The organism is Paracoccus everestensis, from assembly GCF_021491915.1.
GTDB lineage: Bacteria > Pseudomonadota > Alphaproteobacteria > Rhodobacterales > Rhodobacteraceae > Paracoccus > Paracoccus everestensis.
Map to the genome: position 1 here is coordinate 1,078,558 of NZ_CP090836.1, position 26,749 is coordinate 1,105,306.

General features: G+C 66.8%; 22 protein-coding genes. 13 read left to right on the forward strand and 9 right to left on the reverse strand.

All coding sequences use genetic code 11. From position 1 onward, the window contains the following. Position 1 precedes the first annotated feature (1 nt). From LZ585_RS05320 to LZ585_RS05335, 4 genes are all read right to left on the reverse strand, one after another. Positions 2-655, reverse strand: a complete 654-nt coding sequence (locus tag LZ585_RS05320; RefSeq protein WP_234855382.1) for a YjbF family lipoprotein — start codon at positions 653-655, stop codon at positions 2-4. After that, positions 652-2,826 carry a YjbH domain-containing protein gene (locus LZ585_RS05325; RefSeq protein WP_234855383.1) on the reverse strand — a complete coding sequence of 725 codons (2,175 nt, stop codon included), beginning with the start codon at positions 2,824-2,826 and terminating at the stop codon, positions 652-654. Before LZ585_RS05325 ends, LZ585_RS05320 begins: the two co-directional genes overlap by 4 nt. Positions 2,827-2,944: 118 nt before the next feature. Next, the gene (locus tag LZ585_RS05330) at positions 2,945-3,802 is read right to left on the reverse strand and encodes a COG3650 family protein (protein WP_234855384.1); all 858 of its coding nucleotides are present in this window, start codon (positions 3,800-3,802) and stop codon (positions 2,945-2,947) included. A gap of 105 nt (positions 3,803-3,907) precedes the next feature. Continuing rightward, entirely contained in the window at positions 3,908-5,290 is a 1,383-nt protein-coding gene (locus LZ585_RS05335) for an L-serine ammonia-lyase (RefSeq protein WP_234855385.1), read from the reverse strand. A 229-nt stretch (positions 5,291-5,519) separates the two neighbouring features. Between LZ585_RS05335 and dusB the strand changes: the two genes are divergently transcribed. The 9 genes from dusB (at position 5,520) to hflX (ending at position 17,589) form a co-directional block, all read left to right on the forward strand. After that, on the forward strand, positions 5,520-6,518 hold the full coding sequence (gene dusB, locus LZ585_RS05340) for a tRNA dihydrouridine synthase DusB (protein ID WP_234855386.1): 999 nt from the start codon (positions 5,520-5,522) through the stop codon (positions 6,516-6,518). After that, positions 6,515-7,633, forward strand: a complete 1,119-nt coding sequence (locus LZ585_RS05345; RefSeq protein ID WP_234855387.1) for a two-component system sensor histidine kinase NtrB — start codon at positions 6,515-6,517, stop codon at positions 7,631-7,633. The genes dusB and LZ585_RS05345 overlap by 4 nt, the downstream gene beginning before the upstream one ends. Before the next feature lie 11 nt (positions 7,634-7,644). After that, on the forward strand, positions 7,645-9,099 hold the full coding sequence (locus LZ585_RS05350; RefSeq protein ID WP_234855388.1) for a response regulator: 1,455 nt from the start codon (positions 7,645-7,647) through the stop codon (positions 9,097-9,099). Positions 9,100-9,171: 72 nt separating this feature from the next. Continuing rightward, a complete protein-coding gene (locus LZ585_RS05355; RefSeq protein WP_234855389.1) occupies positions 9,172-11,436 on the forward strand; it encodes a sensor histidine kinase NtrY-like in 2,265 nt (754 codons plus the stop codon). Then, positions 11,433-12,824, forward strand: coding sequence for a nitrogen assimilation response regulator NtrX (gene ntrX, locus LZ585_RS05360; protein ID WP_234855390.1), 1,392 nt, complete (start codon positions 11,433-11,435; stop codon positions 12,822-12,824). The genes LZ585_RS05355 and ntrX overlap by 4 nt, the downstream gene beginning before the upstream one ends. A 94-nt stretch (positions 12,825-12,918) precedes the next feature. Next, on the forward strand, positions 12,919-14,295 hold the full coding sequence (trkA, locus tag LZ585_RS05365) for a Trk system potassium transporter TrkA (RefSeq protein WP_234855391.1): 1,377 nt from the start codon (positions 12,919-12,921) through the stop codon (positions 14,293-14,295). Positions 14,296-14,301: 6 nt separating this feature from the next. Next, complete coding sequence (locus LZ585_RS05370; protein WP_234855392.1) at positions 14,302-15,930, forward strand: potassium transporter TrkG; 1,629 nt, start codon at positions 14,302-14,304, stop codon at positions 15,928-15,930. 87 nt (positions 15,931-16,017) lie between these two features. Further along, positions 16,018-16,251: an RNA chaperone Hfq gene (hfq, locus tag LZ585_RS05375; RefSeq protein WP_020949330.1), complete on the forward strand. Its 234-nt coding sequence runs from the start codon at positions 16,018-16,020 to the stop codon at positions 16,249-16,251. After that, positions 16,252-17,589 (forward strand): GTPase HflX, encoded by a 1,338-nt coding sequence (hflX, locus tag LZ585_RS05380; protein WP_234855393.1) that lies wholly within the window; start codon positions 16,252-16,254, stop codon positions 17,587-17,589. A gap of 85 nt (positions 17,590-17,674) precedes the next feature. Here hflX and LZ585_RS05385 read toward each other — a convergent pair whose 3' ends face one another. The 3 genes from LZ585_RS05385 to LZ585_RS05395 are packed head-to-tail and all read right to left on the reverse strand — an operon-like array spanning position 17,675 to position 19,922. Beyond that, a complete protein-coding gene (locus LZ585_RS05385; RefSeq protein ID WP_234855394.1) occupies positions 17,675-18,313 on the reverse strand; it encodes a uracil-DNA glycosylase in 639 nt (212 codons plus the stop codon). Continuing rightward, positions 18,310-19,335, reverse strand: a complete 1,026-nt coding sequence (gene trpD, locus LZ585_RS05390) for an anthranilate phosphoribosyltransferase (RefSeq protein WP_390625098.1) — start codon at positions 19,333-19,335, stop codon at positions 18,310-18,312. The genes LZ585_RS05385 and trpD overlap by 4 nt, the downstream gene beginning before the upstream one ends. Next, positions 19,332-19,922, reverse strand: a complete 591-nt coding sequence (locus tag LZ585_RS05395) for an anthranilate synthase component II (RefSeq protein ID WP_234855395.1) — start codon at positions 19,920-19,922, stop codon at positions 19,332-19,334. Before LZ585_RS05395 ends, trpD begins: the two co-directional genes overlap by 4 nt. A 105-nt stretch (positions 19,923-20,027) precedes the next feature. Here LZ585_RS05395 and LZ585_RS05400 point away from each other — a divergent pair, with 105 nt between their 5' ends. The 4 genes from LZ585_RS05400 to trpE all read left to right on the forward strand — a co-directional run bounded on the left by LZ585_RS05400 (position 20,028) and on the right by trpE (position 25,244). Beyond that, positions 20,028-20,645, forward strand: a complete 618-nt coding sequence (locus LZ585_RS05400; protein ID WP_234855396.1) for a hypothetical protein — start codon at positions 20,028-20,030, stop codon at positions 20,643-20,645. After that, on the forward strand, positions 20,638-21,822 hold the full coding sequence (locus LZ585_RS05405) for an aminotransferase (RefSeq protein WP_390625099.1): 1,185 nt from the start codon (positions 20,638-20,640) through the stop codon (positions 21,820-21,822). Before LZ585_RS05400 ends, LZ585_RS05405 begins: the two co-directional genes overlap by 8 nt. 66 nt (positions 21,823-21,888) lie before the next feature. Continuing rightward, positions 21,889-23,742 (forward strand): peptidylprolyl isomerase, encoded by a 1,854-nt coding sequence (locus tag LZ585_RS05410; protein ID WP_234855397.1) that lies wholly within the window; start codon positions 21,889-21,891, stop codon positions 23,740-23,742. After that, complete coding sequence (gene trpE / locus LZ585_RS05415) at positions 23,742-25,244, forward strand: anthranilate synthase component I (protein ID WP_234855398.1); 1,503 nt, start codon at positions 23,742-23,744, stop codon at positions 25,242-25,244. Before LZ585_RS05410 ends, trpE begins: the two co-directional genes overlap by 1 nt. Positions 25,245-25,297: 53 nt before the next feature. Here the strand turns inward: trpE and LZ585_RS05420 are convergent, their stop codons facing one another. Then, positions 25,298-26,137 carry a PRC-barrel domain-containing protein gene (locus tag LZ585_RS05420; RefSeq protein ID WP_234855399.1) on the reverse strand — a complete coding sequence of 280 codons (840 nt, stop codon included), beginning with the start codon at positions 26,135-26,137 and terminating at the stop codon, positions 25,298-25,300. 108 nt (positions 26,138-26,245) lie between these two features. Next, positions 26,246-26,746, reverse strand: a complete 501-nt coding sequence (gene gpt, locus LZ585_RS05425) for a xanthine phosphoribosyltransferase (protein ID WP_234855400.1) — start codon at positions 26,744-26,746, stop codon at positions 26,246-26,248. Positions 26,747-26,749 lie beyond the last annotated feature (3 nt).

Below are 26,749 nucleotides of genomic sequence, written 5' to 3' on the forward strand. Positions count from 1 at the left end.
ATCAGGGCCGCAGGGTCTGGATGGTCACATAGCCCAAGGCAGGGCCGATCCATTGGCGCGACACGGCGATCTGGCCGCCCTGCACCATATAGCTGTTCTGGAAGCTGGTGCCGTGGCCCTCGCAGTTTTCCACTGTCACGCCAGGGTTCGGACCTGCGCCCACCGTGCAGGTGAACTGCAAGGGCCGCTCCAGCCCATCGCCCGAAAGATAGCGCATGATGCGCGTGCCGCTGCCCGATGCGCCCGCACGGATCAGCGCTTCGGTTCCCGGTTCGGCCACGGAAAGGTCGTTGCCCAGCCCCTTGGTGCCGACCAGCATTCCGTTCCGCAGGATCACTGCTTCCTCGGCCGGGGTCATATAGGTGCGCATGGCGCCGTTCTGCCCGGTCATCGCCATGATCTGGGTGCGGTTCAGGTTCTCGAACCCCGCCTGGATCAGCGGGCCTGAATTGATGCGCAAGGCCTCTGCCGCTGCCTCCTCGGGGGACTTCGCGGGCGCCGCCGGCTGATCGGGCGCGCGCCGTTCTGCGACCACTTGGGCGGCGGTCTGGGCCAGTGTTCCCAGCGCCCCGATGCCCCGGTCGTCATTGCCGCAGGCCGCAAGTCCGGCCATCAGGGACGCCGCCAGCGTGATCTTCAACGCGCCGTTCATCATCGCCAGAACCTCCCCCAGCCTTCGTAAAGTTCGACGGAATGGCTTTCGCGAACCCGTTCATGCAGCCGGTCGCTGACATTCAACTGCGCGCCGCCATCGCGCGACAACGACCGCAGATTGGCGTTGACCCGTTCGCGCGACGCCTGCCCGGTTGCCCAGCCCAGAGGGATCGACAGGGTGACGCCCTTATCGAAGCTGCCTTCGCCAAACTCCTCGGCCGAGAGATCCGTCTTGGTCGCATAAGCCCCGATTCGCCAGCCATTCGCGAATTCGCGCGAAACGCTGAAGGTCGCGCCCTTGTCGCCCGCAAGATACTTGCCAACATCCAGTTGCGCGGTGAAGCCCTGGGGAAATTCGTAATAGGCCGAAACGTGGCCCATCGTTACCTCATAGTCGCGGAAGTCGAACAACTGGTCGAAGTCGCGTTTCCTAACATGGTTGATTTCCGCGCCAAGGGCCAGCGGCGACCCTACGGGCTTCCACAACACTTCGGTCGAGACGCCGCCAAAGGCCCGTTCCAGCAGACCGGCAGTGACGCGGGTGTAAACGGTCGGCGTCGGCTTGGCGAAATAGGCAAGGGTCAGTTCCGGGATCACCGGGTCGGTGTTGCCGGAATACATCCGCGTGTCGGACCGCACCCGAGGCACGCCTTCGGGCGTGGTTTCCAGCGACGGATCCGCGAGGTATTCGTCATAGCTGACGCGGTTGCCATCGATGGTGGGGCCGCGCCGTTCGATATTGCCAAAGGCGCGCTGGCGCAAGGCGCCGGTCAGGACCAGACCAGGCACGATCTCGTAACTGGCGCGAGCCTGGGCGCCGGCTTCATACGTCACCCCGTCATTGGCGCTGAAGATGCCGAGGCTGAGATAGGGTTTGATGGACCAGCGGAAACGGGGATAAACCCCTTCGCTGCGCACCAGGCCCGGTGCGCTGGCCGGGGCATCCGTCAGGGTCGAGGCATTGGCGATCTGGCCTGCCTCGGTATTTTCCAGCCGTTCGATATCGGACCGCCGCACGGTCACCGAGGATGTCGGCACGCCGTCTGCGGTCGAGGTGATCACGAACGTCTCGACTGAAGGGGGCAGCGCGCGGGTCATCAGGCGTGCGGTGCGGCCGATGGCCTCGGCCTGGCTGATGAACCGGCGGTTGCGCAGCCGAACCTCGGCCCGGCTGGACGACAGCGCCATGCTTTCGAGGATCTGGCCTTCGTCGGCCATGGCATCGCCAAGGGCGGTCTGGATAGCGGGCTGCGCCGTGGGATCCTGCGCCCAGACGCCCGACCAGCCATCGGGATCGGCCTGCGGCGAGGGACGCGGCCGCACCGGGGCAGGGGCCTTTTCCAGACCCGATGGAAAGGCCGCCTGACGCGGGTTCAGCAGCAACGAGAATTGCGCGCCAAAGGTCTGTCCGCCGATCGTGTAAAGCCCGACCTCGTAATTCTGGCCAAAGCGGTAATAGGCGCCCAGGTTCACATTGCTGCCCGGTTCCTCGCCCTGCTGGTAAACCGCGCCATCGCTGTATTTTGCAAGATAATCGTTGTTCGAATATTCCGCGACCAGGTTCAGCCGGTCATTGACCTGCCAGTTGACCGAGGCAAAGGGCTTTGCCCCGCCCCGGAACCATTCATCGGCATTAAGCGTGCCGCCATTGTCATCGACGGAAATGATGCGGGGCTTGCCAGCCAGAACCCCCCAGCCCAAACCGGCGGATACGCGGACTGTGGGTGTCACCGACTTGGTGGCGACGATGTATTCGCCCGAATATACGCCGGTGCCCAGAAAATCCTGCAAGCCCACTGCGATTGCCGGACGCCATCCCTGTTCGTCCAGCACCTGATAACGCAGGTCCAGCGAACGGTCCGTGATGCTGTCATTGTCCGCCTCGGGAATGCCACGGACCCGCGAATAGCGCAGGACGGTGGTCAGCCTCGGCAGCGCCTGGAACACCACGCTGCTGCGGCGCCCGTAATCCGACCAGGACACCGTCGCGCCCAGCGTGCCGTCGGGCAGCGTTTCCGCCGTCGGCGTGTCGATGCCGCCTGCCAAGCCATAGGTGGACATATTCCGGGCATACATCGGTTCCGCGACCGCGGTCGTGCCAGCCGACCCCAGCACCAGGGCCACGGGCAGGGTCGTCGCCATCAGGCGTCTGATAAGGGGGGATCGGCGCATGGCGTGTCCTCGTTTTAGGCTTTTGGCCGGATCATAGACGGCAAACCGCCCCGCGGACAGCCCGGCAACGCATCATGGCTGCATGGTGCGTCACGGATGCCGCAGGGCGGTCAAACCGTCATTCGGCGGGTTCGGTCGTGGTCGTCGCGCCGGTGGTTCCGGCAGGCGGCAGGGTGCGCAGTTCCGGGACGATGGGCGTGGCCGCCGGGGCGTCGGCGGCAGGTGGCGGCGGCAGGTCAGCAGTGCCTTCGGATGCCGGGGCCGCAGGGGTGCTGCTTGCCGCCGGAGGCGTAGCCGGGGGTGTCGCGGCTTCCGGCGCAGGGGTTGCCGCCGGGCTTGCGGCGGCAGGCGTTTCCGAGGCCGGGGCAGGCGTTGCCGCAGGTGCTGCGGCAGGGCGGGTGGCCGCCGGACGCGTCGCCACGGGCGCTGCACGCGGCGCGGCGGGGGCAGGTGCGCGGATGGCGGCGACTGCCTGAGCGACCTCGGCCGTTGCCGCGCTTGCGCAACCCGTTTCCGAAATGCCCGACACGGTCAGGCGCGCGGTGAAGGGAAAGTCCTGGCCGGACATGCTGTCCTCGCATTTCGCCGCGCGGATGTTCAGCACAAAGGGACGGCCGGCATGAACGCCCACGTATTCGACGCCCTGGGCAAAGGCCAGGCGGTTCACGCGGATCGGGCGGCCCTTTTGGTTGTCGGGCGTCTTGTAGATCGCGGTGCTGCCTGCCACATCGACGGCCCAGAACGGCTCGTTTCCGCGCGCGCTGAAGGCTGCGGTGTTATAGGTGGTGGCCTCGGCCGTGGAAACGGGGCGGATTTCGGCCCCGGTTTCGATGGGCTGTTCCAGCGGCGACACGCCCGGCGGGCCTTTGTGTCCCTGGACCTGAGGCTCGGCCGTGCGGAGGCCGGGAAGGTTCGCGCCATCGCAGGCGGCAAGCGGCAGGGTCATCAGCGCGATGAATGCAAGACGCGGGGTCATCGGTCAGCCTTCTTTGGGGATCACTGTCGCGCCAGCGTTAGCAACCGCCGGGCGGCGGGGCAAGCGCGCGCGGAACGCTGCGGCGACTGCCCGCCGGATTGACCATCAACAATTCGGGACGTTGACCGCCAGGCCGCCCAGGGACGTTTCCTTGTATTTGTCCGACATATCGCGGCCGGTTTGGCGCATCGTCTCGATTGCGGCGTCCAGCGGCACGAAATGCGTGCCGTCGCCGCGCAGCGACAGGCTGGCCGCACTGACCGCCTTGATCGCCCCAAGCCCGTTGCGTTCGATGCAGGGCACCTGCACCAGGCCGCGCACCGGGTCGCAGGTCATGCCCAGATGATGTTCCAAGGCGATCTCGGCGGCGTTTTCCACCTGTTCGGGGATGCCGCCCAGAACCGCCGCCAATCCCGCCGCTGCCATGGCAGAGGCGCTGCCGACCTCGGCCTGGCAGCCCGCCTCGGCGCCGGAAATGCTGGCGTTGTGCTTGACCAGACCGCCGATCGCCGCCGCCGTCAGCAGGAATTCGGGAATGTCGCGTTCGGATGCGCCCGGCACATGGTGCAGCCAATAGCGGATCACGGCAGGCACCGTTCCCGCCGCGCCGTTGGTGGGGGCGGTCACGACCTGGCCGCCGGCCGCGTTTTCCTCGTTCACGGCCATGGCATAGGTCGACATCCAGTCGTTGATGACATGGGGCGCGGTCAGGTTCATGCCGCGTTCGGCCAGCAGCTTTTCATGGATCGCCTTGGCGCGGCGCTTGACCAACAGCCCGCCGGGCAGGATGCCGTCGGTGGTCAGCCCCCGGTCCATGCAGTCGCGCATGACCTGCCAGATGCGCATCAGGCCGTCGCGGATCTCGGCATCGCTGCGGTAAACCCGTTCGTTTTCGTGCTTCATCCGCGCGATGCTTTTGCCCGACGCCTTGGCCATGGCCAGCATCTCGGCGGCGCTTGCAAAGGGAAAGGGCACCGCAGGCGCGTCGTCGCTGCGCTTTTCGTTTCCCTTTCCGGCCAGTTCCTCGTCCGTCAAGACGAAGCCACCGCCGATGGAATAATAGATGCGGTGGAAGATCACGTCGCCCTGTGCGTCCGTGGCGGACAGGGTCATGCCGTTCGCATGGCCGGGCAGCGCATGGTCGAAATCGAAGCGCAGATCGCGGTCGGGATCGAAGACCAGATCGCCCAAGCCTTCGGGCGACAGCACATGGGTTTCGCGGTTCCGCGCCAGGGCAGCCTCGGCAGCCTCGGCATCCAGGGTTGCGGGGACGAACCCCGCAAGGCCCAGGATCGTCGCGCGGTCGGTGGCATGACCCTTGCCGGTAAAGGCGAGGCTGCCATGCAAGCTGGCTTTCAGCCCCTGCGCCCGGAACGGTTGCCGACGCAACTCGTCCAGAAAGCGCGCACCCGCGACCATCGGGCCCATGGTGTGGGACGACGAGGGGCCGACGCCCACCTTGAACAGATCGAAGACCGACAGGAACATGAGTCCCCCTTGTATTTCAGCCACCATCTAAGCATCTGGATGGCCAAAGACCATTCGGATTGCGACAGTTGGATAGGATCTTGGCGACACCTAGTCCCAAGCGGGCATTGCCTATGCAACAGGCAATCTGCGATAAATTCAGGCAATGATGCGGATGGTCGAATATGCGGCATATCCGGTCGGCAACGCCGTCTTGCGGGCGGCTCGGGGCAGGGCGAAGGAACAGGTCATGCAGATTGGCGACCCCATCATTCTTGGCGATACGCGGCTTGGCCCGCCGGTGTTTCTTGCGCCCATGGCGGGAATCACCGATTTGCCGTTTCGCCGCGCCGTTGCACGATACGGCGCAGGGCTGATGGTCAGCGAGATGGTCGCCTCGACAGAGATGGTGACGCCGCGCCCGTCCACGCGCGCCGCGGTTCGCGCCAAGGCGCTGACCGAAGGCGCGCTGCCCGTCAGCGTGCAGATCGCCGGACGCGAGGCCGGGGCGATGGCGGAAACCGCCCGCATTGTCCAGGGGATGGGTGCGCGGATCATCGACATCAACATGGGATGCCCGGCTAAGAAAGTGACGGGCGGGTTGTCGGGCGCGGCGCTGATGCGCGACCTGGATCATGCGCTGACCCTGATCGACGCGGTTGTGGGGGCGGTCTCGGTGCCCGTGACGCTGAAGATGCGGCTGGGATGGGACGACAATTGCCTGAATGCGCCTGATCTGGCCCGGCGTGCGAGCGACGCTGGTGTCAGGATGCTGACGGTGCATGGCCGGACGCGGGCGCAGTTCTACAAGGGCCAGGCCGACTGGACGCGGATCCGGGCGGTGGCGAACCTGCCGGGCCGCCCGCCGCTGGTCGCCAATGGCGACGTGGTGGACGGGGCATCCGCCCGCGCGGCGCTTGCGGCATCGGGCGCGGATGCGGTGATGGTCGGGCGGGGGGCGCAGGGCGCGCCTTGGCGGCTGGCGCAGATCGCCCATGACCTGGTGGACAGCCCCGCGCCGGATGTTCCGCAGGGGAACGCCCTGGCCGATGCGGTGGCCGAGCATTACGAGGATATTCTGGATTTCTATGGCACCGACCTGGGCCTGCGCGTCGCGCGCAAGCATCTGGGTTGGTATGCCGATGCGAACGGGGCGCCCTTGCGCGACCGGATGCTGCGCGCAGGCAGCCCTGCCGAAACCCTGGCCTTGATCCGCCTGTCCTTTGCTGATGCGCCGGTGGCCGCATGACCCGGCACAGCCCGGCCGGGTTTGACGAAGTGCATCCCGGTCCGGGCTGGGACAGCCTGCCGCTGCCCGCCCTGGTGCTGGACGATCAAGGCCGTGTCGCCGCCATGAACGACGCGGCGGAGGTCTGGCTCAATATGTCCCGCAACTCGACCGTCGGTCGGCCGCTGGACGGGGACGAGATGCAGACGCGGCTGCGCATCCATCCGTCCTTGTCGCCGCTGGTCTTTCGCGTCGTCCACAGCGACGAGGCGTTGTATCAGCCCAATGTCCGCTTCGAGATCGGCGACCGCGCGGGTGGCCATCAGGAACGCCGCGCCCTGGTCCATGCAGGGCCGGCGGCGCAGGTGGGCGGGGCCGTCACCCTGTTGCTGGTGCCGCAGGACGAGGCGGGCTTGCAGTCGCAAAACCGCGCCGTGCGCACCGCCGCCCGCAGCGCCATCGGCATGGCGGAAATGCTGGCGCACGAGATCAAGAACCCCTTGGCCGGCATTCGCGGCGCGGCCCAGCTGATCGGCATGAACGCCACGCCCGAGGACCGCGAGATGGCCGAGCTGATCGTCAGCGAATCGCGCCGCATCGTGTCACTGCTGGAACAGGTGGAACGGTTCGGCGACACCTCGGCCCCCAATCTGCGCGCGATCAACGTCCATGACGTGCTGGAAAAGGTGCGCCGGTCCGCAACGGTGGGCTTTGCAAAGTCGATAAGCATCGTTGCGGAATACGACCCCTCCCTGCCCGAGGCGCTGGCGGATGCCGACCAGTTGACCCAGGTCTGCCTGAACCTGGTCAAGAACGCGGCCGAGGCGCTGACGGACACCGACCGCCCGGCGATCCGGCTGCGCAGCTTTTACGACCATACCCTGCGCCTGCCCCCCGACGAGTCTGACCCGACCGGCCGCCCGCTGCCCTTGCAGATCGAGATCGAGGACAACGGTCCCGGCCTGCCCCCCGCCATCGCCGACCAGGTGTTCGAGCCCTTTGTCTCGGGCCGGGAAAACGGCACCGGGCTGGGTCTGGCGCTTGTCAGCAAGATCATCACCGACCACAGCGCGCTGATCCGGGTGGATAGCCGCCCTGGCCGCACCGTTTTCCGCATCTCATTGCCCAAGGCATAAGGACCGACGCCATGGACGGAACCGTTCTGATCGCCGACGACGACCGCACCATCCGCACGGTGCTGACCCAGGCCCTGACCCGCGCCGGCTGCCGGGTCCATGCCACGGGCAGCCTGGCGCAACTGTCGAAATGGGTCGAGGAAGGGCGCGGCGATCTGGTCATCACCGACGTGATGATGCCCGACGGCAACGGCATCGACCGCATCCCCGCCATCCGCGAGGTGCGTCCCGATCTGCCGGTGATCGTGATCTCGGCCCAGAACACCATCGTTACCGCGATCCGCGCGACCGAGGCGGAGGCCTTTGAATACCTGCCCAAGCCCTTTGACCTGCCGGACCTCATGGCCAAGGCGAACCAGGCCTTGTCGCGCCGCCCGCGCAAGTCGGATCCGGTGCCCGACATCACCCTGGCCCCGCGCCCCGCCGCCGATCCCGCCATGCCGCTGATCGGCCACGCACCCGCGATGCAGGCCCTGTTCCGCATGGTGGCCCGCATCCTGAACGCCGACCTGCCGGTGTTGATCGCAGGCGAGCCCGGCGTGGGCAAGACCACCATCGCGCGGTCGTTCCACGACCTGTCGGACCGCCGCGACAATGGCCTGGCGATCCTGACATCCGCGGATGCCGGGGACGAGGCCATCACCCGCGCCGCCGACAAGGCGCGGGGCGGCACGATCGTCATCGAGAATCCGGCGGGCTTCGATCCCGCCGCGCAGGCCCGCCTGATTGGTCTAATCGAATCGCTGGAAAGCGGACCCGACCGCGCCATGGCCCCCCGCATCGTGGCAACTACCGGGCCGGACCCGCAAGCCGACGTTGCGGCAGGGCGGCTGCGGTCCGATCTTTATTACCGGCTGGCAGGGGTGACGGTGACGGTGCCGCCGCTCCGCGCACGGGTCGATGACATCCTGCCGCTGGCGGGCCATCTGCTGGCGCGCGCGGCAACGCAGGGACTGCCCGACCGCACCCTGGGCGACGATGCGGCAGGCCTTTTGCGCGCGCACGCCTTTCCCGGCAACGTGCGCGAACTGGAAAACATGATGCGCCGCCTGGCCCTGACCGCCAGCGGCCCCGCCATCACCGCCCCCGAGATGCGCGAGGCGCTGAGCCAGGGGGGCGGCACCCGCGCAGCCGCCATCCCTGTCACGCCGATGCCGGTGGCGCCTCTGGCGGCCGACAGCCCCGCAGCTGGCTTTCACCTGGGCAGCGGCAACGGCCCCTTGTCGGATTCCGTCGAGGCGCATCTGCAACGATACTTCGACCTGCACGGCGACAGCCTGCCGCCGCCGGGCCTGTATGATCGCATCCTCCACGAGATCGAGCGCCCGTTGCTGCAGGTCGCGTTGGACGCCACCGGCGGCAACCAGCTTAGATGCGCCGATCTGTTGGGAATAAACCGCAATACTCTGCGCAAGAAGCTGACCGATCTGAATATCGAGGTGACACGGCGCCGCAAACTGATGTAAAACCGCCACAGGGGGTAGCGCCAGCGTATCGGCGCTGCAACAGAAAGCCGCGTCAGACGGCAGGTGGGGGCAATGGCAGGCGCCACGTCAGGGCTGAGCTGGGACAGGCTCGCAAGCATCACATTGCCGCGTCACTGGCGCGGGGCCATGGCCGCTGGCGTGCTGGTGATCGGGATGATGCTGGCGGGCGCCACCATGACCGTGCTTGGGCCACTGGCCCAGGGCGCCGAAAGCCGGATGCTGCGGCTGATCCTGCTGCTGGATCTGGCCTATCTGATCGTGCTGATCGGCTTTATCGTCCTGCGTATGGCCCGGCTGATCACCGCGCGGCGCAATACCGCCGCCGGATCGCGGCTGCACGCGCGCCTTGTGCTGGTCTTTGCCGGGCTGGCCCTGATCCCCACGGTGTTGGTCGCGCTGTTCGCGGGCTTTCTGGTCAATATCGGGCTTGAGGGCTGGTTCTCGGGCCGGGTGCAGCAGGTGGTCACGACATCCCAAGCCGCCGCCGAGGCCTATCAGGAGGAACATCGCCGCGACCTGACCCAGGATGCGCGTGCCCTGGCCAATATCCTGACCCAGGCCGGACGCGCCAACCCGATAATCGAGGATGGGGAAATGCGTCAGCTTCTGGTCCAGGGCCAGGGGCTGATCCAGCGGGGCCTGCGCGAGGCCTATGTCATCAGCGGCACCGGCGAAATCCGCGCGCGCGGCGAACGGTCCTATCTGTTCTGGTACGAGGCGCCGGGCAGCGCCGATCTGGACCGCGCTCAGTCCGAGGGCGTCGCGCTGATCGAGGATTGGGACAACAACGAGTTCCGCGCCCTGGTGGCCCTGCCGCCGCTGGCCGACCGTTACCTGTATGTGACGCGCGACGTGGACGGCGCCCTGCTGGGCCTGGTGGACGACACGCGCGCGACCGTCGGCAGCTATCGCCAGTTGGAACAAACCCGCAGCCAGGTTCTGTTCGAATTCTCGCTGGTCTATCTAGCTTTCGCGCTGCTGCTGGTTGCTGCCGCCGTGATGTTGGGCTTGTGGTTCGCATCCCGCCTGTCACGGCCTATCGGGCTTTTGGCGCTTGCCAGCGAACAGGTGGGCCATGGAAACTTGGATGTGCAGGTGCCCGAACCCGACACCGGGGACGAGATCCAGACCCTCGGCCAGTCCTTCAACCGCATGACCCGCCAGTTGAAGGCCCAGCGAGAGGAGTTGATCGACAGCTATCGCATCAGCGACGAACAGCGGCGGCTGTTCGACAATGTGCTGTCTTCCGTCACGTCGGGGGTGATCGGGCTGGACGCAGCAGGGGAAATCGACTTCGTGAACCGGTCCGCCAGCCGCCTTCTGGGCCTGGATCCCAAGCGCGACATCGACGCCCTTCTGTCCGAGCTGGTGCCGGAATTCGAACCCTTGTTCGACCGCTTGTCCGCATCCGTGGCGGAAACCGTCCAGGATGAGGTGCGGCTGATGCGCGAAGGCCGCGTCGAAAGCCTGCTGGTGCGCATGGCGGTCCGGCGCGGCACCGATGGCGATCTTGAAGGCTATGTCGTGGCCTTTGACGACGTGACCGAGCTTGTGACCGCGCAGCGCATGGCCGCTTGGGGCGATGTAGCGCGAAGGGTCGCGCATGAAATCAAGAACCCGCTGACGCCCATTCAACTGTCCGCCGAACGCCTGCGCCGCAAGTTCGGCAAGTTGGCATCGCCCGAGGACAAGGCCTCCCTGGACCAGTACACCGATGTCATCATCCGCCAGACGGGCGATCTGCGCCGGATCGTGGATGAATTCAGCCGCTTTGCCCGGATGCCCGAACCCGACCGCGCGGAAACCGATCTTGCCGCGCTGTTGCGCGAGGTTGCGTTGCTGCAACAGGACGCGTTGAAAGGCGCACTGACCACGCAGATCCCCGCCGGGCCGGTGATCGTCGATTGCGACGCGGGAATGCTGCGGCAGGCTTTCACGAACTTGGTGAAGAACGCGGGGGAAGCCGTTGACGAAGTTCGGGGAAATCCGCCGGAAGGCTGGTCGGCAAGGGTCGCCGTCGCCATGAAGGCCGACCACGATGCAGTGACGATCCGCATTTCCGACAACGGCCCCGGCCTGCCCGCCGACCGGTCGCGCCTGTTCGAACCCTATGTGACCCTGAAATCCGGGGGCACGGGGCTGGGCCTGCCCATTGTCAAGAAGATCGTCGAGGAACACGGCGGCAGCCTGTCCCTGTCCGACAGGCCGGACGGGCAGGGGGCGATGGCCGAAATACGCCTGCCGCGGGAACGCCATCCCGTGCGCGGCGCACAACGCAAGACAAAAACAAAAGAAGATGAGGCAGCACCGATATGAGCGATATCCTGATCGTTGACGACGAACGCGATATCCGCGAACTGGTCGCGGATATCCTGAAGGACGAGGGGTTCGAGACGCGCCTGGCCGCGAACTCGGACGAGGCGATTGCCGCCCTCAATGACCGCCAGCCTGCGCTGATGGTTCTGGACATCTGGCTGAAGGACAGCCGGATGGACGGGATCGACATCCTCAAGCAGGTCAAGCGCAACAATCCCGACGTGCCGGTGATCATCATTTCCGGCCACGGCAACATCGAGATCGCGGTGGCCGCGATCAAGCAGGGCGCGTACGACTTCATCGAAAAGCCTTTCAACATCGACCAGTTGATGGTGGTGGTGAACCGCGCCATGGAAACCAGCCGGCTGCGCCGGGAAAACAGCACCCTGCGGCGCGGCGGCGACCGGGTGGCGGAAATGCTGGGCCATTCCGTTGCCTTCAAGCGCCTGCGCGACGCCCTGGACAAGGTGGCGAAATCAAATGGACGCGTCATGCTGGCAGGCGAGCCGGGCACCGGCAAGGAAATGGCCGCCCGCTATATCCACGCCCACAGCCCGCGTGCGAGCGCGCCCTTTGTCACGGTTCCCTGCGCCACGATCGAGCCGGAACGGATGGAGGAGGTTCTGTTCGGCCGCGAAACGCCCGAGCGCGGGATCGAACCCGGCCTGCTGGAACAGGCCCACGGCGGCGTCATCTATTTCGACGAAGTGGGCGATATGCCCATGGGAACGCAGCCGAAAATCCTGCGCGTGCTGACAGAACAGCAATTCGTGCGGGCAGGCGGCGCGGACCGTGTGCGCGTCGATCTGCGGGTGATTTCATCGACCAACCGTGACCTTCCGGCGGAGATCGCTGCGGGCCGGTTCCGCCAGGAACTCTACGACCGGCTGAACGTGGTGCCGGTGGCCGTGCCGTCGCTTGCCGAACGTCGCGACGACATTGCCCCGCTTGCGCGCCATTTCATCGACATCTGCCACCGCACGCAGGGCCTGACCCCGCGCAATCTGCCCGAGGAAACGATTGCCGCCCTTCAATCCATGCGGTGGCCCGGCAACATCCGTCAGTTGCGCAACGTGATCGAGCGCGTCCTGATCCTGGCCGAGGGGACCGGCCCGATCCAGCCCGCCGAACTGGAACCCCAGGGCGCCACGCCCGACAACAGCGACGCCCTTGCCCTGGGCCCCCAGATCACCGCCATGGCCCTGCGCGAGGCGCGCGAGATGTTCGAACGCGAATATCTCGTGGCACAGATCAACCGTTTCGGCGGCAATATCAGCCGCACCGCGCAGTTCGTGGGCATGGAACGCAGCGCCCTGCACCGCAAGTTGAAATCGCTGGGCGTGGTCGGCGGGATGCGGGCCGAAGATGAAATGCTGATGGGGAAATAGGCGCAGGCGATCCCGCCTGCAGGGCAGTTGCGCGCCGCAGACCATCGGCATAGGCATGGCGTGACGCAGCACTGCGGGCGGCAAGGGAACGGCCATGAAGATCATCATCTGCGGCGCGGGTCAGGTCGGCTGGCAGATTGCCCGGCATCTGTCGGGCGAAAGGAACGACGTCACCGTCATCGACAACAACGCCGACCTGATCCGCCGCGCCACGGATGCCTTGGACGTGCAGGGCGTCACGGGCTTTGCCAGCCATCCCGACATCCTGGACCAGGCAGGCGCGCGCGATGCCGACCTGATCATTGCCGCGACCCATTCGGACGAGGTGAACATGGTCACCTGCCAGGTCGCCCATTCGATCTTCCAGGTGCCGCGCAAGATCGCGCGCCTGCGCAGCAGCGCCTATCTGGATGCGATCTATTCGGATCTTTACAGCACGTCCCATCTGCCCATCGACGTGGTGATCAGCCCGGAAAGAGAGGTCGCGAACGCGGCCCTGCAACGGTTGTCGGCGCCGTCCACCTTTGACGTGGAAACCTTCATGGGCGGCAAGGTGCAGCTTCTGGGCATCCTGCTGGAAGATGACTGCCCCGCATTGAACACGCCCCTGCGCCAGTTGAACGAGCTGTTCTCTACCCTGCGCGCCATCGTCGTGGGCGTGCGCCGCCAGACGCGGCTGTTCGCGCCCGAGCCGGGGGACCAATTGTTTGCCCATGACCAGATCTATGTCTTTGCCCATCGCGAGGATGTGGGCCGCACGCTGGAAATCTTTGGCAAGCCGCCCTTAAAGCAGGAACGCATCGCCATCATCGGCGCGGGCAATGTGGGGCTGGCCGTGGCGCAGGCGTTGGAGGCACGGCCCGACCGAATCCGCGCCAAGCTGATCGAACGCGACCGTTCGCGCGCCGAATATGCTGCCGACCGGCTGGAACGGACCATCGTGCTGAACGGCGACGGCCTGTCCGCCGAATTGCTGGAGGAAGCTGCCGTCCCTACCGCCGACGCGGTGCTGGCGGTGACCGACGACGACAAGACCAATATCCTTGCGTCGGTCCGCGCCAAGCAGGCGGGGGCCAAGCTGGCCATTGCGCTGATCAACGATCCGACGATGGTGCCTTTGATGGATGTGCTGGACATCGACGCCTATATCAACCCGCGCGCCACCACCGTGTCCACGATCCTGCGCCATATCCGCCATGGCCGGGTGCGCGACATCTATTCCATCGGCGATGCCGAGGCCGAGGTGATCGAGGCGCAGGCCCTGTCCACGTCCCCCATATCGGGCCGGGCGATCCGCGACATCGAATTTCCCGAAGGCGTGCTGATCGGCGCCGTGCAAAAGGGCGACCGCATCGTCAAGCCCGCACCCGACACCCGGATCGAGGAGGGCGACGTGATCCTGATGTTCGCCCTGACCAAGGACGTCCCAGAAGTCGAGCGCCTGTTGCAGGTCTCGATCGACTTTTTCTGACCGGCCATGAACGCCTTGCTGCGCCTGCCGCTGTTTGTCCTGCTGGCCGCGATGATCGGGGCGTCGATGATGCTGCCCGCGGCCTACGCCTCGGTCAACAACAACGACGAACTGGCGCGCATCTTCCTTTACTCGGGACTGCTGGTGCTGGTCATGGCGGGGCTGATCGGGCTGGCGACATCCGCTAACCCGCATCAGACGCGGCCGCGTGACGCCCTGCTGACCATGCTGGCGGCTTATGCGGGGATGCCGCTGATCATGGCAGTCCCTTTCGCCGAGGCCATGCCCGACACGGGCCTGTTCAACGCCTGGTGGGAAATGACCTCGGCGCTGACCACAACCGGGGCGTCGCTTTATTCCGCCGACCTGCTGCCCATGCCCCTGCACCTGTGGCGGGCGCTGGCGGGCTGGATGGGGGGGTTCTTCATCCTGGTCGCCGCGACCGCGATCCTGGCCCCCCTGCACATCGGCGGCTTCGAGATCATGGCCCAGCCCTATGGGCGGCGCGAGCATTACGAACGCCTGCCCCGGTCTGCCGATCCGCTGGACAGGAACCCCCACCTGTCGGCCCCCGGTTTCCAGACGGTGCTTGTCCATCCTCATTACCGGCTTATGCGGTCCGCGATCGCGGTCTTTCCCGTTTATGCAGGCCTGACCCTGGCCCTTTGGCTGATCCTGCTGATGCTGGGCGATCCGGGGCTGATCGCGCTGTGCCGGGCCATGGGCACGCTGTCCACCAGCGGGATTTCCCCGGTCCTCGGCCCCCCCGGCACCAGTTCGGGCCTCGCAGGCGAAATGGCGGTCTTTCTGTTCCTGATCCCGGCCCTGTCGCGCCGCTTCTGGCCCGGTGGCGGCGAATTGCGCGCCAGCGACCGGCTGATCGACGATCCCGAGCTGAAGATGGCGGGCGGTTTCGTGGCCTTGGTCGCGCTGTCGCTGTTCGCCCGGCATTTCCTGGGCGCCATCGAAAGCGCCCGCGCGCCGGATGGTTCGTCCGAGATCGTGTATGACCTCAGGAACGGGCTTGCAGCCTTCTGGGGCGGGCTGTTCAACGGTCTCAGCTACCTGACCACCACCGGCTGGACCTCGATCGATTGGCAGGGCGCGCGGGCCTGGTCGGGCCTGACCTCGCCCGGTCTGATCCTGGCGGGGTTGGCGATGATGGGCGGCGGGGTCGCCACCACGGCGGGGGGCGTCAAGCTGCTGCGCGTTTATGCCTTGGCCCGGCATGGGCAGCGGGAAATGGAACGGATCGTCCATCCCAATTCCGTCGCGGGCGGCGGGCAGATCGCGCGGCGGCTGCGGCGCGAGGGGGCATACCTGGCCTTCATCTTCTTCATGCTGTTCGCCACATCCATCGCCGCCGTGGTGGCCCTGGTTTCCATCCAGCGGATCGAGATCGAGACGGCGACGATCCTGTCCATCGCCGCGCTGACCAATACCGGCCCCTTGGCCGCCGCGATCCCGCTGACCCCGGCGTTCCAGGCGACGGCGGGCATTGCCTCTGCCCCGTGGGAAGGGTGGTCCGGGCTTCCCCCCTTTACCAAGGCGGTGCTGGCCGGTGCGATGATCGTCGGGCGCATGGAAACGCTGGCGGTCCTTGCGCTGTTTTCGCCGCAGTTCTGGAGGCGTTGAGCGCCGAAAACCTCGGGCGCTTGCAAGCGTCCCATCAACCGCATAATGGTGAGTTCCGACCGGGACAGTTAAAAACGGAAAAAAAGAATGGCTGGCGACAAGCAAAACTTGCAGGACGCGTTTCTCAATCATGTCCGCAAGGCGAAGGTGCCCGTCACGATCTTCCTGATCAACGGCGTCAAATTACAGGGCGTCATCACCTGGTTCGACAATTTCTGCGTGCTTTTGCGCCGCGACGGCCAGTCCCAACTGGTCTATAAGCACGCCATCAGCACGATCATGCCGGGCCAACCCATTTCGCTTTATGAAGGCGAGGACTGATTGGCGGAACTTACCGCGACCGAGGCACGGCCAACCCGTGCCTATGTGATCCATCCCGATCTGGCCGCCCGCAACCAGCGGCGCGAACCCGAACACGCCCTGGCCGAGGCCGTGGCCCTGGCTCATGCCCTGCCGGGCATCGAGATAACCGGCGATGAGGTCGTGCGCCTGCGCAAGCCCGATCCGGGCCGTTTGTTCGGCAAGGGCAAGCTGGCCGAAATCGGCGAAAGGCTGGCCGCGGCCGAGGTTGATCTGGTGCTGGTCGATGGCCCGGTATCCCCGGTGCAGCAACGAAACCTGGAAAAGGACTGGGGCGTCAAGCTGCTGGACCGGACCGGGCTGATCCTGGAAATCTTTGCCGACCGGGCCCGCACCCGCGAAGGCGTGTTGCAGGTGGAACTGGCCGCGCTGTCCTATCAGCGCACGCGGCTGGTCCGCGCCTGGACCCACCTGGAACGGCAGCGCGGGGGCTTGGGCTTCGTGGGCGGTCCCGGCGAAACGCAGATCGAGGCCGACCGTCGCGCCATCGATGAACAGATGACCCGCCTTCGCCGCCAGCTTGAACGGGTGGTCAAGACCCGCACCCTGCACCGCGCCGCGCGCGCCAAGGTGCCTTATCCCATCGTGGCCCTTGTCGGTTATACCAATGCCGGAAAATCGACGCTGTTCAACCGCCTGACCGGGGCCGAGGTTCTTGCGAAGGATATGCTGTTCGCCACGCTGGACCCGACCATGCGGGCGATCCGCCTGCCGGGCGCCGGGGGCGGGCAGGGGCGCAGGATCATCCTGTCCGATACCGTGGGCTTCATCAGCGACCTGCCCACGGAACTGGTCGCCGCCTTCCGCGCCACGCTGGAGGAGGTTCTGGAAGCAGACCTGATCCTGCACGTCCGCGACATCAGCCACCCCGAGACCGAGGAACAGGCCGCCGACGTGGCCGAGATCCTTGAAAGCCTGGGCGTGGACGAGGACGTGGCCCTGATCGAGGTGTGGAACAAGATCGACGCGCTGTCCGCCGACACGCGCGCCGCGCTGCGCCGCACCGATGCACGCACCCAAGGCATCCAGGCCGTCAGCGCCCTGAGCGGCGAGGGCCTGGACGACCTGGTCGCCGCCATCGACGCGCATCTGACCGAAGCCCTGGATGAGCCGAAGACATCTGCCTTGGTCGTGCTTCCCTTCTCGGACGGCCGCCGCCGGGCCTGGCTGCACGAGGCAGGCGTCGTCGAACGCGAGGAAAGCGGCGAAAATGGCCTGACGCTGCACCTGCTGTGGACCGACCGTCAGAAGACGGGTTTCGAGGCCCTGAGCGCACCCGAGCGGGACGACGACGCGTAGGGTGCGTGCTTGCACGCACCTTTGTTGAGGCGGACCATGGTGCGTGCAAGCACGCACCCTACGGTCGAAAGCGGGGCACCCCTTTTCAGGCGACCCAATCCACCGGCGGGCGGCCCTGCTGTTCCAGCCATTTATTGATCTTCGAAAACGGCTTGCTGCCAAAGAACCCCCGCCGCGCCGACAGGGGCGAGGGATGCGCCGTCGCGATCACCAGATCCTGCGGGCGGGGCAGGCCCGCCATTGCCTTTTGCGCGTGCGCGCCCCACAGCAGGAATGCCAGGGGGCCGTGCTTTTGCGCCTCGGCCACGGCGTCGCGGGCCAGCCGGTCCCATCCCCAGGACGCGTGGCGCCCCGCATCACCCGGCGGCACCGACAGGGATGTGTTCAGCAGCAGCACGCCCTGCCGCGCCCATCCCGACAGGTCGCCCGTGGAAGGGACCGCGCCGATGTCGTCGCGGAGTTCGGCAAAGATGTTCTTCAGCGACCGGGGCAGGGCCACCTCGGGCGCGACCGAGAAGGCCAGCCCGTTCGCATGGCCCGGCGTGGGATAGGGATCCTGGCCCAGGATCACCACGCGCACCTGGTCCGGCGGCGTTGTATCCAGTGCGGCAAAGACCAGGGCGGGGCCGGGCAGCCAGTCGTCCAGTTCCTCCAGCCGGTCGCGGATCGCGGGCCAGTCCTGCTGGAAGAAGGGCAGGCGGTTCCAGGCCTTAGGCGGCTTCATGCCTCGGGCGTCCCGGTGACCTGGGCCAGGCGGGTCAGACGGTCCGTTGCCGCGCCGCTGTCGATGGATTCGGCGGCCATGGCAGCGCCCTCGCGCAGGTCCGCGGCGCGACCGGCAATCAACAGCGCCGCCGCCGCGTTCAACAGAACCGCATCGCGATAGGCGCTGCGTTCCCCGCCCAGCAGCGCACGAAAGGCGGCGGCGTTTTCATGAGGTTCGCCGCCGATGATCGCCTCGAACGGGTGACGGGGCAGGCCGGCATCCTCGGGCGTCACCATAAACTCGCTGATCTCGCCATCCTTAAGCGCCGCGACATGGGTTTCGCCAGCGATGCTGATCTCGTCCGTGCCGTCGGCCCCATGGACCAGCCAAGCGGCGTCGCTGCCCAGCTCCCGCAGCACCTCGGCCATGGGGCGTATCCAGTCGGCACTGAAGGCGCCGGTCAGCTGCCGCCGGACCGAGGCTGGATTCGTAAGCGGTCCCAACAGGTTGAAAACGGTTCTTGTGCCCAGTTCCGCGCGCGGCGGGCCGACATGGCGCATGGCCGGATGGTGCATCGTGGCCATCATGAAGCAGATGCCTGCCTCGTTGATCGCCTGCTGGGACACCTGCGGGCCGATCATCACGTTGATGCCCATCTGCGTCAGGGCATCGGCCGAACCTGATTTCGACGACAGGTTGCGATTGCCATGCTTGGCCACCGGCACGCCCGCCCCGGCCACCACGAATGCCGTCGCGGTCGAGATGTTCAGCGTGCCCTTGCAATCGCCGCCGGTCCCGACGATGTCGATGGCCCCTTCGGGCGCCGTGATGCGGTTCATCCGCTTGCGCATGGCGCGGACGGCGGCGGCGATTTCATCGACCGTCTCGCCCCGCACCCGCAGTGCCATCAGCAGGCCGCCGATCTGGGCCGGGGTTGCAGCACCGTCGAACAGGGCCGAGAACGCCGCTTCGGCTTCGTCCGCCGTCAGGGGCCGGGTTGCAGCGATGCCGATCAGCGGGCGGATGTCGGTCACGCTCATGCGGCCGCCTGTCGCGGGGCGCAGCGGGCCAGAAAGGTGCGGATCATCTCGTGCCCGTGTTCGGATGCAATGGATTCAGGGTGGAACTGCACGCCTTCGATGGGCAGCGCCTCGTGGACAAGACCCATGATGGTACCGTCATCGGATGTCGCCGTGACGCGCAGGCAATTAGGCAGGCTTTCGGGTTCCACTGTCAGCGAATGATAACGCGTGGCGACAAGGGGCGAGGCCAGCCCGGCAAAGACCCCGGTGCCGTCATGGCTGATGGCATCGGTCTTGCCATGCATGATGCGGTTGGCGCGCACCACCTTGCCGCCGAACGCCTCGCCAATGGCTTGGTGGCCCAGGCAGACGCCGAACAGCGGAATGGCGCGGTCGGCGGCCGTGCGGATCAGGTCCAGGCAGATGCCTGCCTGCGCGGGATCGCAGGGTCCGGGGGATATCACGATCCCGTCAGGCTTCATTGCCAGGGCCTCGTCCACGCTCAGGGCGTCGTTGCGGCGCACCACGACCTCGGCCCCGGCCTCGGCCAGGTAATGCACGAGGTTCCAGGTGAAGCTGTCATAGTTATCGATCAGAAGGATCATGATGGGCGCCCTGATATGGTGGCGGTTTCCCCGCCGGAACGGGTCCGCTATAGATGGGCCAAAGCGCGCCGGGGGGTCAAGACCGGCACGGATGCGAAGGGGCACATGGCACGCGGTTTCTGGACAGGTCTTCTGCATGGCGGTGTCATCAGCATCGCCGCCGTGGCCGTGTTGTCGCTGGCCGCGCCCTTGCCACGGCCAGAGGTCGAGCCTGCCGTGGAACCGACACCCCAGGCCGTGACAGTCGAACCCCGGCCAGCGCCGCAAGCCGGCGATGTCCCGCAGGCCGGATCGGTCGATCTGCCGCTCGGGTCCGAATTCGGGCGCGGCGGGGACGCGGCGCCGCGCCTGCCGGCGCCCCTGACGGCCGAGCGTCCCGTCCCCGCCGAGGCGCCTGCCGTCATGGCCCCCGCATCCGAACCGGCACCGGTGGCCGTAACCGCCGCCGAACCGCGCCCCCAACCGGCAGGAGAGCAGGACGGCCCGGTCCAGGCGGCCCCCGACACGGGCGAGGATGCGCCGCAACTGGACCGTCCCGCCGTCCTGGCGCAGCCCAGCCTGCCTGCAGCGCCCGACCGTGCCATGGCCGCCGACGCCCCCGATGCAGCACCCGCGATGCCGCTGGACCTGCCCGGCCGCGCGACACCGGGACCGGCTGTCCCCTCCTTGGACCTGTCGCTGCCCCCCGATCTGTCCGACCTGCAAGGATTGCCGCGTGACTGATATTGCCCGCCTGAACCCCGTCCTTGCCGCGACCGTTGCGCCCCCGGTGATGGAGGCGCGGCGGTGGCTGGCAGGCGTAAGCTTTCCCCCTGACCGCCCCCTGATCAATGTCAGCCAGGCCGCCCCGGTGGATCCCCCGCCGATGGCGCTGCGGCAGGCGATGGCCGAGGCGGCCTTGAACCGTCCCGAGGCGCATCTTTATGGTCCGGTGCTGGGCAACGCGGACCTGCGCGGCGCCGTCGCCGAGGAGTTTTCGCGCAGCTATGGCGGGGCGGTCGGGCCTGCGCAGGTGGCGATCACACAGGGCTGCAACCAGGCCTTTTGCGCCGCTATCACCACGCTGGCGCAAGCGGGGGATCAGGTGATCCTGCCGACGCCATGGTATTTCAATCACAAGATGTGGCTGGATATGCAGGGCATCCAGGCGGTGCCTTTGCCCTGCGGCGACGACCTGCTGCCTGATCCGGACCTGGCCGCCCGGCTGATCGGGCCGCGCTGCCGGGCCATCGTGCTGGTGACGCCCAACAATCCCTCGGGGGCGGAATATCCCGCCGATCTGGTCGCGCGGTTCTTCGATCTGGCGCAAAGCCGGGGCCTGGCGCTGATCCTGGACGAAACATACCGCGATTTCGACAGCCGCAGCGGTTTGCCGCATGATCTGCTGACGCGTCCCGGCTGGGACCGGACGGTGATCCAGCTTTACAGCTTTTCCAAGGCTTACCGGCTGACCGGGCATCGGGTGGGGGCCTTGATCGCGTCCGAAATGCGGATGGCACAGGTCGAGAAGTTCCTGGACACCGTCGCGATCTGCCCGTCCCAACTGGGCCAGATCGGCGCGCTGTGGGGGATGGGGAACCTGCGCGACTGGCTGGAGGGGGAACGGGCGGAAATCCTGGCGCGCCGCGATGCGACGGTGGCCGCATTGTCCGCCTTGCCGGGCTGGCGCGTGAAAAGCGCAGGAGCCTATTTCGCCTGGGTGCAGCATCCGCTGGCCGAATCCTCGACCGATCTGGCGCGGCGGATGGTGACGGATATCGGCGTGCTGGCGCTGCCCGGAACCATGTTCATGCCAGCGGACGATCCCGCCGGTTCCCGCCACCTGCGCATCGCCTTTGCCAATATCGACGCGGTCCAGATCGCTGCCCTGGCTGACCGGCTGCGCGGCCTTTCCGGCTGACAGGCTTGTCGCGGGGCCGCGCGCGCCCTAAAGAAACCCGACACGATCACGAAGGAAGGCCGGGCCATGAAGAACCTGCGGACACACGGGAAATCCACCATCGTCTGGGTGCTGATGGGCCTGATGGTTCTGGGCCTGGGCGGGTTCGGCGTGACCAGCTTTTCGGGCGGATCGACCGCCATCGGATCCGTCGGCGGCACGACGATCACCGCCGATGATTATGCCCGCGCGCTGCGCAACCAGATGAACGCCTATCAGCAGCAGACCGGCCAGGCGATCAGCATGGCGCAGGCCCAGGCCATCGGCCTGCCCCAGGCGGTCCAGTCGCAGCTTGTCACCGCCGCCGCCCTGGAAGAACAGGCCCGCCGGATCGGCGTGGCCGTGGGCGACGAACGGGTGCGCCAGACGATCCTGGACGCCCCTGCCTTCCGCGGACCGACCGGCAGCTTCGACCGCGCCGCCTATGCCGAGGTCTTGCGCCGCGAGAACCTGTCCGAGGCCGAGTTCGAACGGGAAATCCGCATGGACGAAGCCCGGCTGCTGATCCAGCGTGCCGTTGCAGGCGGTGTTGCCGCGCCCGAACCGGCGGTCGAGACGACTGCGAAATGGATCCTGGAACGCCGTGATGTGGCTTGGCGCAAACTGACGGCGGATATGCTGCCCGCCCCCATTGCCGAGCCGGACGAGGCGACGCTGACGGCCTGGCACAGCGCCAATGCCGACCGCTTCACCGCGCCCGAGATGCGCAAGATCACCTATGTCTGGCTGACGCCGGAAATGCTCGCGCCCGATGTGGACCTGGATCAGGACGCCTTGCGTGCGGCCTATGACGCGCGGATCGACGAATTCCAGCGGCCCGAACGCCGCCTGGTCAGCCGTCTTGTCTTTCCCACATCCGATGATGCCCAGGCCGCAAAGGCCCAGATCGACGCAGGCACCGCGCCCTTCGAGGCCTTTGTCCTGCAACGCGGATTGCAGCCCGAGGATGCCGAACTGGGCGAGGTGACCCAGGCCGATCTGGGCGCGGCGGGCGCGGCGGTCTTTGCACCGGGTGAAACCGGGGTCGTCGGCCCGATCGACACCGACCTTGGTTCCGCACTGTTCGCGATCCATGCCATCCTAGAGCCGGTCGACATCGCGTTCGAGGACGCGCAGAACGACCTGCGCGCCGAGGCCGCTTTGGACCGCGCCGCCCGTATCATCGAGGATCGCGCCGCCGAATACGAGGATCTGCTGGCAGGCGGCGCCTCGCTGGAACAGGTGGCCGAGGAAACCGAGTTGCAGCTTGGCACCCTTGAATGGTTTGCCGACGCCGCGCCCGCCGAAGGCAGCATCGCCGGTTACGAGGCGTTCCGCGCCCGTGCGGCGGAAACATCCGAGGCCGATTTCCCCGAACTGGTCAGCCTAGACGACGGCGGCGTCTTTGCCCTGCGCCTGGACCAGGTCGTTCCGCCGACCCTGCGCCCCTTCGAGGACGTGCGCGACGAGGTCGAGGCCGATTGGCGCCGGGCGGAAACGCATCGCCAGCTTCTGGCCCTGGCCGAGGAACAGCGCCTGTCTCCCGCCCCCGACCAGGGCCAGCCCGCCCCCGAATGGACCGAGGTGAAGGATATCACCCGCGACGGCTGGATCGAGGGCGTCCCGGCGGATGCCGTGGCCCGCGCCTTTGCCATCGCCGAGGTGGGCGAGGTCGAGATCGTGGACGCGGAAAACCGGGTGATCCTGCTGCGCCTTGACGCCATAGACGAGGCGGACCTGACGGGCGAGGACGGGCAGCGCATCACCGGCGCGGTCCAGGATCGCCTGGGGCAATCGCTGCAATCGGACATCTTCGACTATTACGCCCGCGCCGTGCAGCGCGAGGCCGGGATTACGCTGGACCAATCCGCCATCAACGCCATCAACGCGCAGGTCCAGTGATGGATCTGACACCCGATTTCGCCGCCTTCGAGGCGGCGTGGAAGGCCGGGCAGAACCAGCTTGTCACCATCCGACTGGCCGCCGACCTGGATACGCCCGTCAGCCTGATGCTGAAGCTGACGGATGCCGCGCCGATGTCCTTTATGCTGGAATCGGTTACGGGGGGCGAGGTTCGGGGCCGCTATTCCATCGTGGGCATGAAGCCCGACCTGATCTGGGACTGCCGCGATGGCCGCGCCCGGATCAACAGGCAGGCGCGGTTTTCGGACGACTTCCAGCCCGACGACCGCCCCGCGCTTGACAGCTTGCGCGCCCTGATCGCCGAAAGCCGGATCGAGGCGATGCCCGACGGCGTGCCGCCGGTGGCCGCGGGGCTGTTCGGATACCTGGGCTATGACATGATCCGGCTGGTCGAATATCTGCCGGACGTGAACCCCGATCCGCTGGACCTGCCCGACGCGATGCTGTTGCGCCCTTCCGTGGTCGCTGTCCTGGACGGCGTGAAGGGCGAGGTGACGCTGTGCGCGCCCGCCTGGCACGACGGGACGGACAATGCCCGCGCCGCCTATGCCCAGGCCGCGGAACGGGTGATGGATGCGCTGCGGTCGCTGGACCGCCAGCCGTCCGAGCCTCGGGCGTTGGGCCATGACGCCCGGATCGGCGAGCCGGTGTCGAATTTCTCCAAGGCCGGTTATCTGGCGGCGGTGGACAAGGCCAAGGATTACATCCGCGCGGGCGACATTTTCCAGGTCGTGCCCAGCCAACGCTGGCGCATGGATTTCCCCCTGCCGCCATTCGCGCTGTATCGCAGCTTGCGGCGCACCAATCCGTCGCCCTTCATGTTCTTCCTGAATCTGGGCGGGTTTCAGATCGTCGGGGCCAGCCCCGAGATCCTGGTGCGCCTGCGCGACGGAGAGGTGACGATCCGCCCCATTGCGGGAACAAGGCCGCGCGGCGCCGACGAGGCCGAGGACCGCGCCCTGGAAGCCGACCTGCTGTGCGATCACAAGGAACTGGCCGAACACCTGATGCTGCTGGATTTGGGCCGCAACGATGTGGGCCGCGTGGCAAGGCCGGGGACGGTGAAACCCACCGAACAGTTCGTGATCGAGCGTTACAGCCACGTCATGCACATCGTCAGCAACGTGGTGGGCGAATTGCGCAACGGAGAGGATGCGCTGTCTGCCCTGCTGGCAGGGCTGCCCGCTGGCACCGTATCGGGCGCGCCCAAGGTCCGCGCGATGCAGATCATCGACGAACTGGAACCCGAAAAGCGCGGCGTTTATGGCGGCGCGGTGGGTTATTTCGCGGCCAATGGCGAGATGGATATGTGCATCGCCCTTCGGACCGGCGTGCTGAAGGAGGGCGCATTGTATATCCAGGCAGGGGGTGGCGTCGTCTATGACAGCGACCCTGAATCCGAGTTCATGGAAACAGTGAACAAAAGCCGTGCCCTGCAACGCGCCGCCGAAGGCGCGGCACGTTTCGTTCGGGGCAACTGAACGACAAACGGCCCCCTCATCGGGGGCCGTCCGCGTCGTGGTAGGGCAAGAAATCAGTTGGCAGGCGCAGGCGTCGTGCCGTCCGCCGCAGGTGCCGCCGCATCGGATCCCATCGGCGGGGTAGCGGGGGTTTCCGCAGTATCTGCCGGGGCAGGGGCGCCGGTCGCGGCAGGATCGGCCATGGCGGGATCGGTGGTCGTGGACGCCGCCGAATCAGGCGTGGCCACGGGGGTTGCTGCCGGATCGCTGGTCATTGCCGGATCGGTGGCAACCGGTGCGCCGGGCATGGGCGCCGTCGTCATCGTGCCATCGGCTGCGGTGCCGTCCGTGGCCATGCCACCACCTGCGGTCGTTCCACCGGCCATGGCATCCGGGGCTGCTTCCTGTTCGCGGAAGACATATTCCGGCGCAGCCTCGGCTTCTTCCTGGGTCAGGTCGCTGGAGATCTGCTGGGCGTCATAGTTGATGGTCAGTTGATCCCACGGAACCGCGATCTGCTTTTCGCCGATCCCCAGGAAGCCGCCCACGCCGATCACGGCAGCTTTCATCGTGCCTGCTTCTGCATCGACGATCACGTCGTTGATTTCACCAATGGCATTGCCGTCGGGAGAATTGACGGTGGCATCGGTGATCCAGTCGATGCGCAGTTCGTTTTCGGCCTGCTGCTGTTCGACCTTGCCACTGGCTGCCACGGCGGCCGCGTCAGCTTCGTCTGCCGCAGCCTCGGTGTTCTCGGACGCGGGGACTTCGGCGGCGGGCGCAGTATCGGCGCCCATGGTGGTCGCATCGGTCGCGGGATCGGCGGGGGCAGGCGTCGTTGCGGTGTCTTGGGCCATCGCCTGGCCCATCATCAACGGCAGAACTAGGGCGGTGCTCAACATCAGCTTGTGCATGTCTTTCCTCCTGAAATGCCGCGCATAACAAGCGATGCGCGATTGAGGAGACAATGCCTTGTGGGCCTGTCGGTTCCGGCCGCAGGCCCAAAAACGCCCTGCCGGACTCTAGTCCTCGCCGCGATAGGGCTGGACGTATTGCAGCGCCATGTCCCACGGAAAGAAGATCCAGGTGTCCTGGCTGACCTCGGTCACATAGGTCTGGACCATCGGCTTGCCCTTGGGCTTGGCATAAACGGTGCCGAAATGCGCCTTGGGATACATATCGCGGATCAGTTCCAGGGTGCGGCCGGAATCGACCAGGTCGTCGATGACCAGAATCCCTTCGCCATCCCCCATCAGGGCGGGGTCGGGATGGTTCAGAACCTCAAGCTGGCCCTGGCCCGCCTCGGCCCCCACGCCCTTGTAGGACCGGATGGAAATCGAATCGATGGTGCGGATGTCCAGTTCGCGCGCGACGATCATGGCGGGCACCAGGCCCCCGCGCGTCACGGCCACGACGGCGCGCCAGTCGGTCCCGTCCAGGCGCCAGGCCAGGGCGCGGGCGTCACGATGCAACTGGTCCCAGCTGACATGGAAACCTTTTTCGTGGGGCAGGCGGTCGATCATGGC

Bases quoted from the DNA above. Each gene is read 5' to 3' on its own strand.
- LZ585_RS05320 (WP_234855382.1), bottom strand. From the start codon at position 655: ATGATGAACGGCGCGTTGAAGATCACGCTGGCGGCGTCCCTGATGGCC.
- LZ585_RS05325 (WP_234855383.1), bottom strand. From the start codon at position 2,826: ATGCGCCGATCCCCCCTTATCAGACGCCTGATGGCGACGACCCTGCCC.
- LZ585_RS05330 (WP_234855384.1), bottom strand. From the start codon at position 3,802: ATGACCCCGCGTCTTGCATTCATCGCGCTGATGACCCTGCCGCTTGCC.
- LZ585_RS05335 (WP_234855385.1), bottom strand. From the start codon at position 5,290: ATGTTCCTGTCGGTCTTCGATCTGTTCAAGGTGGGCGTCGGCCCCTCG.
- dusB (WP_234855386.1), top strand. From the start codon at position 5,520: ATGCAGATTGGCGACCCCATCATTCTTGGCGATACGCGGCTTGGCCCG.
- LZ585_RS05345 (WP_234855387.1), top strand. From the start codon at position 6,515: ATGACCCGGCACAGCCCGGCCGGGTTTGACGAAGTGCATCCCGGTCCG.
- LZ585_RS05350 (WP_234855388.1), top strand. From the start codon at position 7,645: ATGGACGGAACCGTTCTGATCGCCGACGACGACCGCACCATCCGCACG.
- LZ585_RS05355 (WP_234855389.1), top strand. From the start codon at position 9,172: ATGGCAGGCGCCACGTCAGGGCTGAGCTGGGACAGGCTCGCAAGCATC.
- ntrX (WP_234855390.1), top strand. From the start codon at position 11,433: ATGAGCGATATCCTGATCGTTGACGACGAACGCGATATCCGCGAACTG.
- trkA (WP_234855391.1), top strand. From the start codon at position 12,919: ATGAAGATCATCATCTGCGGCGCGGGTCAGGTCGGCTGGCAGATTGCC.
- LZ585_RS05370 (WP_234855392.1), top strand. From the start codon at position 14,302: ATGAACGCCTTGCTGCGCCTGCCGCTGTTTGTCCTGCTGGCCGCGATG.
- hfq (WP_020949330.1), top strand. From the start codon at position 16,018: ATGGCTGGCGACAAGCAAAACTTGCAGGACGCGTTTCTCAATCATGTC.
- LZ585_RS05385 (WP_234855394.1), bottom strand. From the start codon at position 18,313: ATGAAGCCGCCTAAGGCCTGGAACCGCCTGCCCTTCTTCCAGCAGGAC.
- trpD (WP_390625098.1), bottom strand. From the start codon at position 19,335: ATGAGCGTGACCGACATCCGCCCGCTGATCGGCATCGCTGCAACCCGG.
- LZ585_RS05395 (WP_234855395.1), bottom strand. From the start codon at position 19,922: ATGATCCTTCTGATCGATAACTATGACAGCTTCACCTGGAACCTCGTG.
- LZ585_RS05400 (WP_234855396.1), top strand. From the start codon at position 20,028: ATGGCACGCGGTTTCTGGACAGGTCTTCTGCATGGCGGTGTCATCAGC.
- LZ585_RS05410 (WP_234855397.1), top strand. From the start codon at position 21,889: ATGAAGAACCTGCGGACACACGGGAAATCCACCATCGTCTGGGTGCTG.
- trpE (WP_234855398.1), top strand. From the start codon at position 23,742: ATGGATCTGACACCCGATTTCGCCGCCTTCGAGGCGGCGTGGAAGGCC.
- LZ585_RS05420 (WP_234855399.1), bottom strand. From the start codon at position 26,137: ATGCACAAGCTGATGTTGAGCACCGCCCTAGTTCTGCCGTTGATGATG.
- gpt (WP_234855400.1), bottom strand. From the start codon at position 26,746: ATGATCGACCGCCTGCCCCACGAAAAAGGTTTCCATGTCAGCTGGGAC.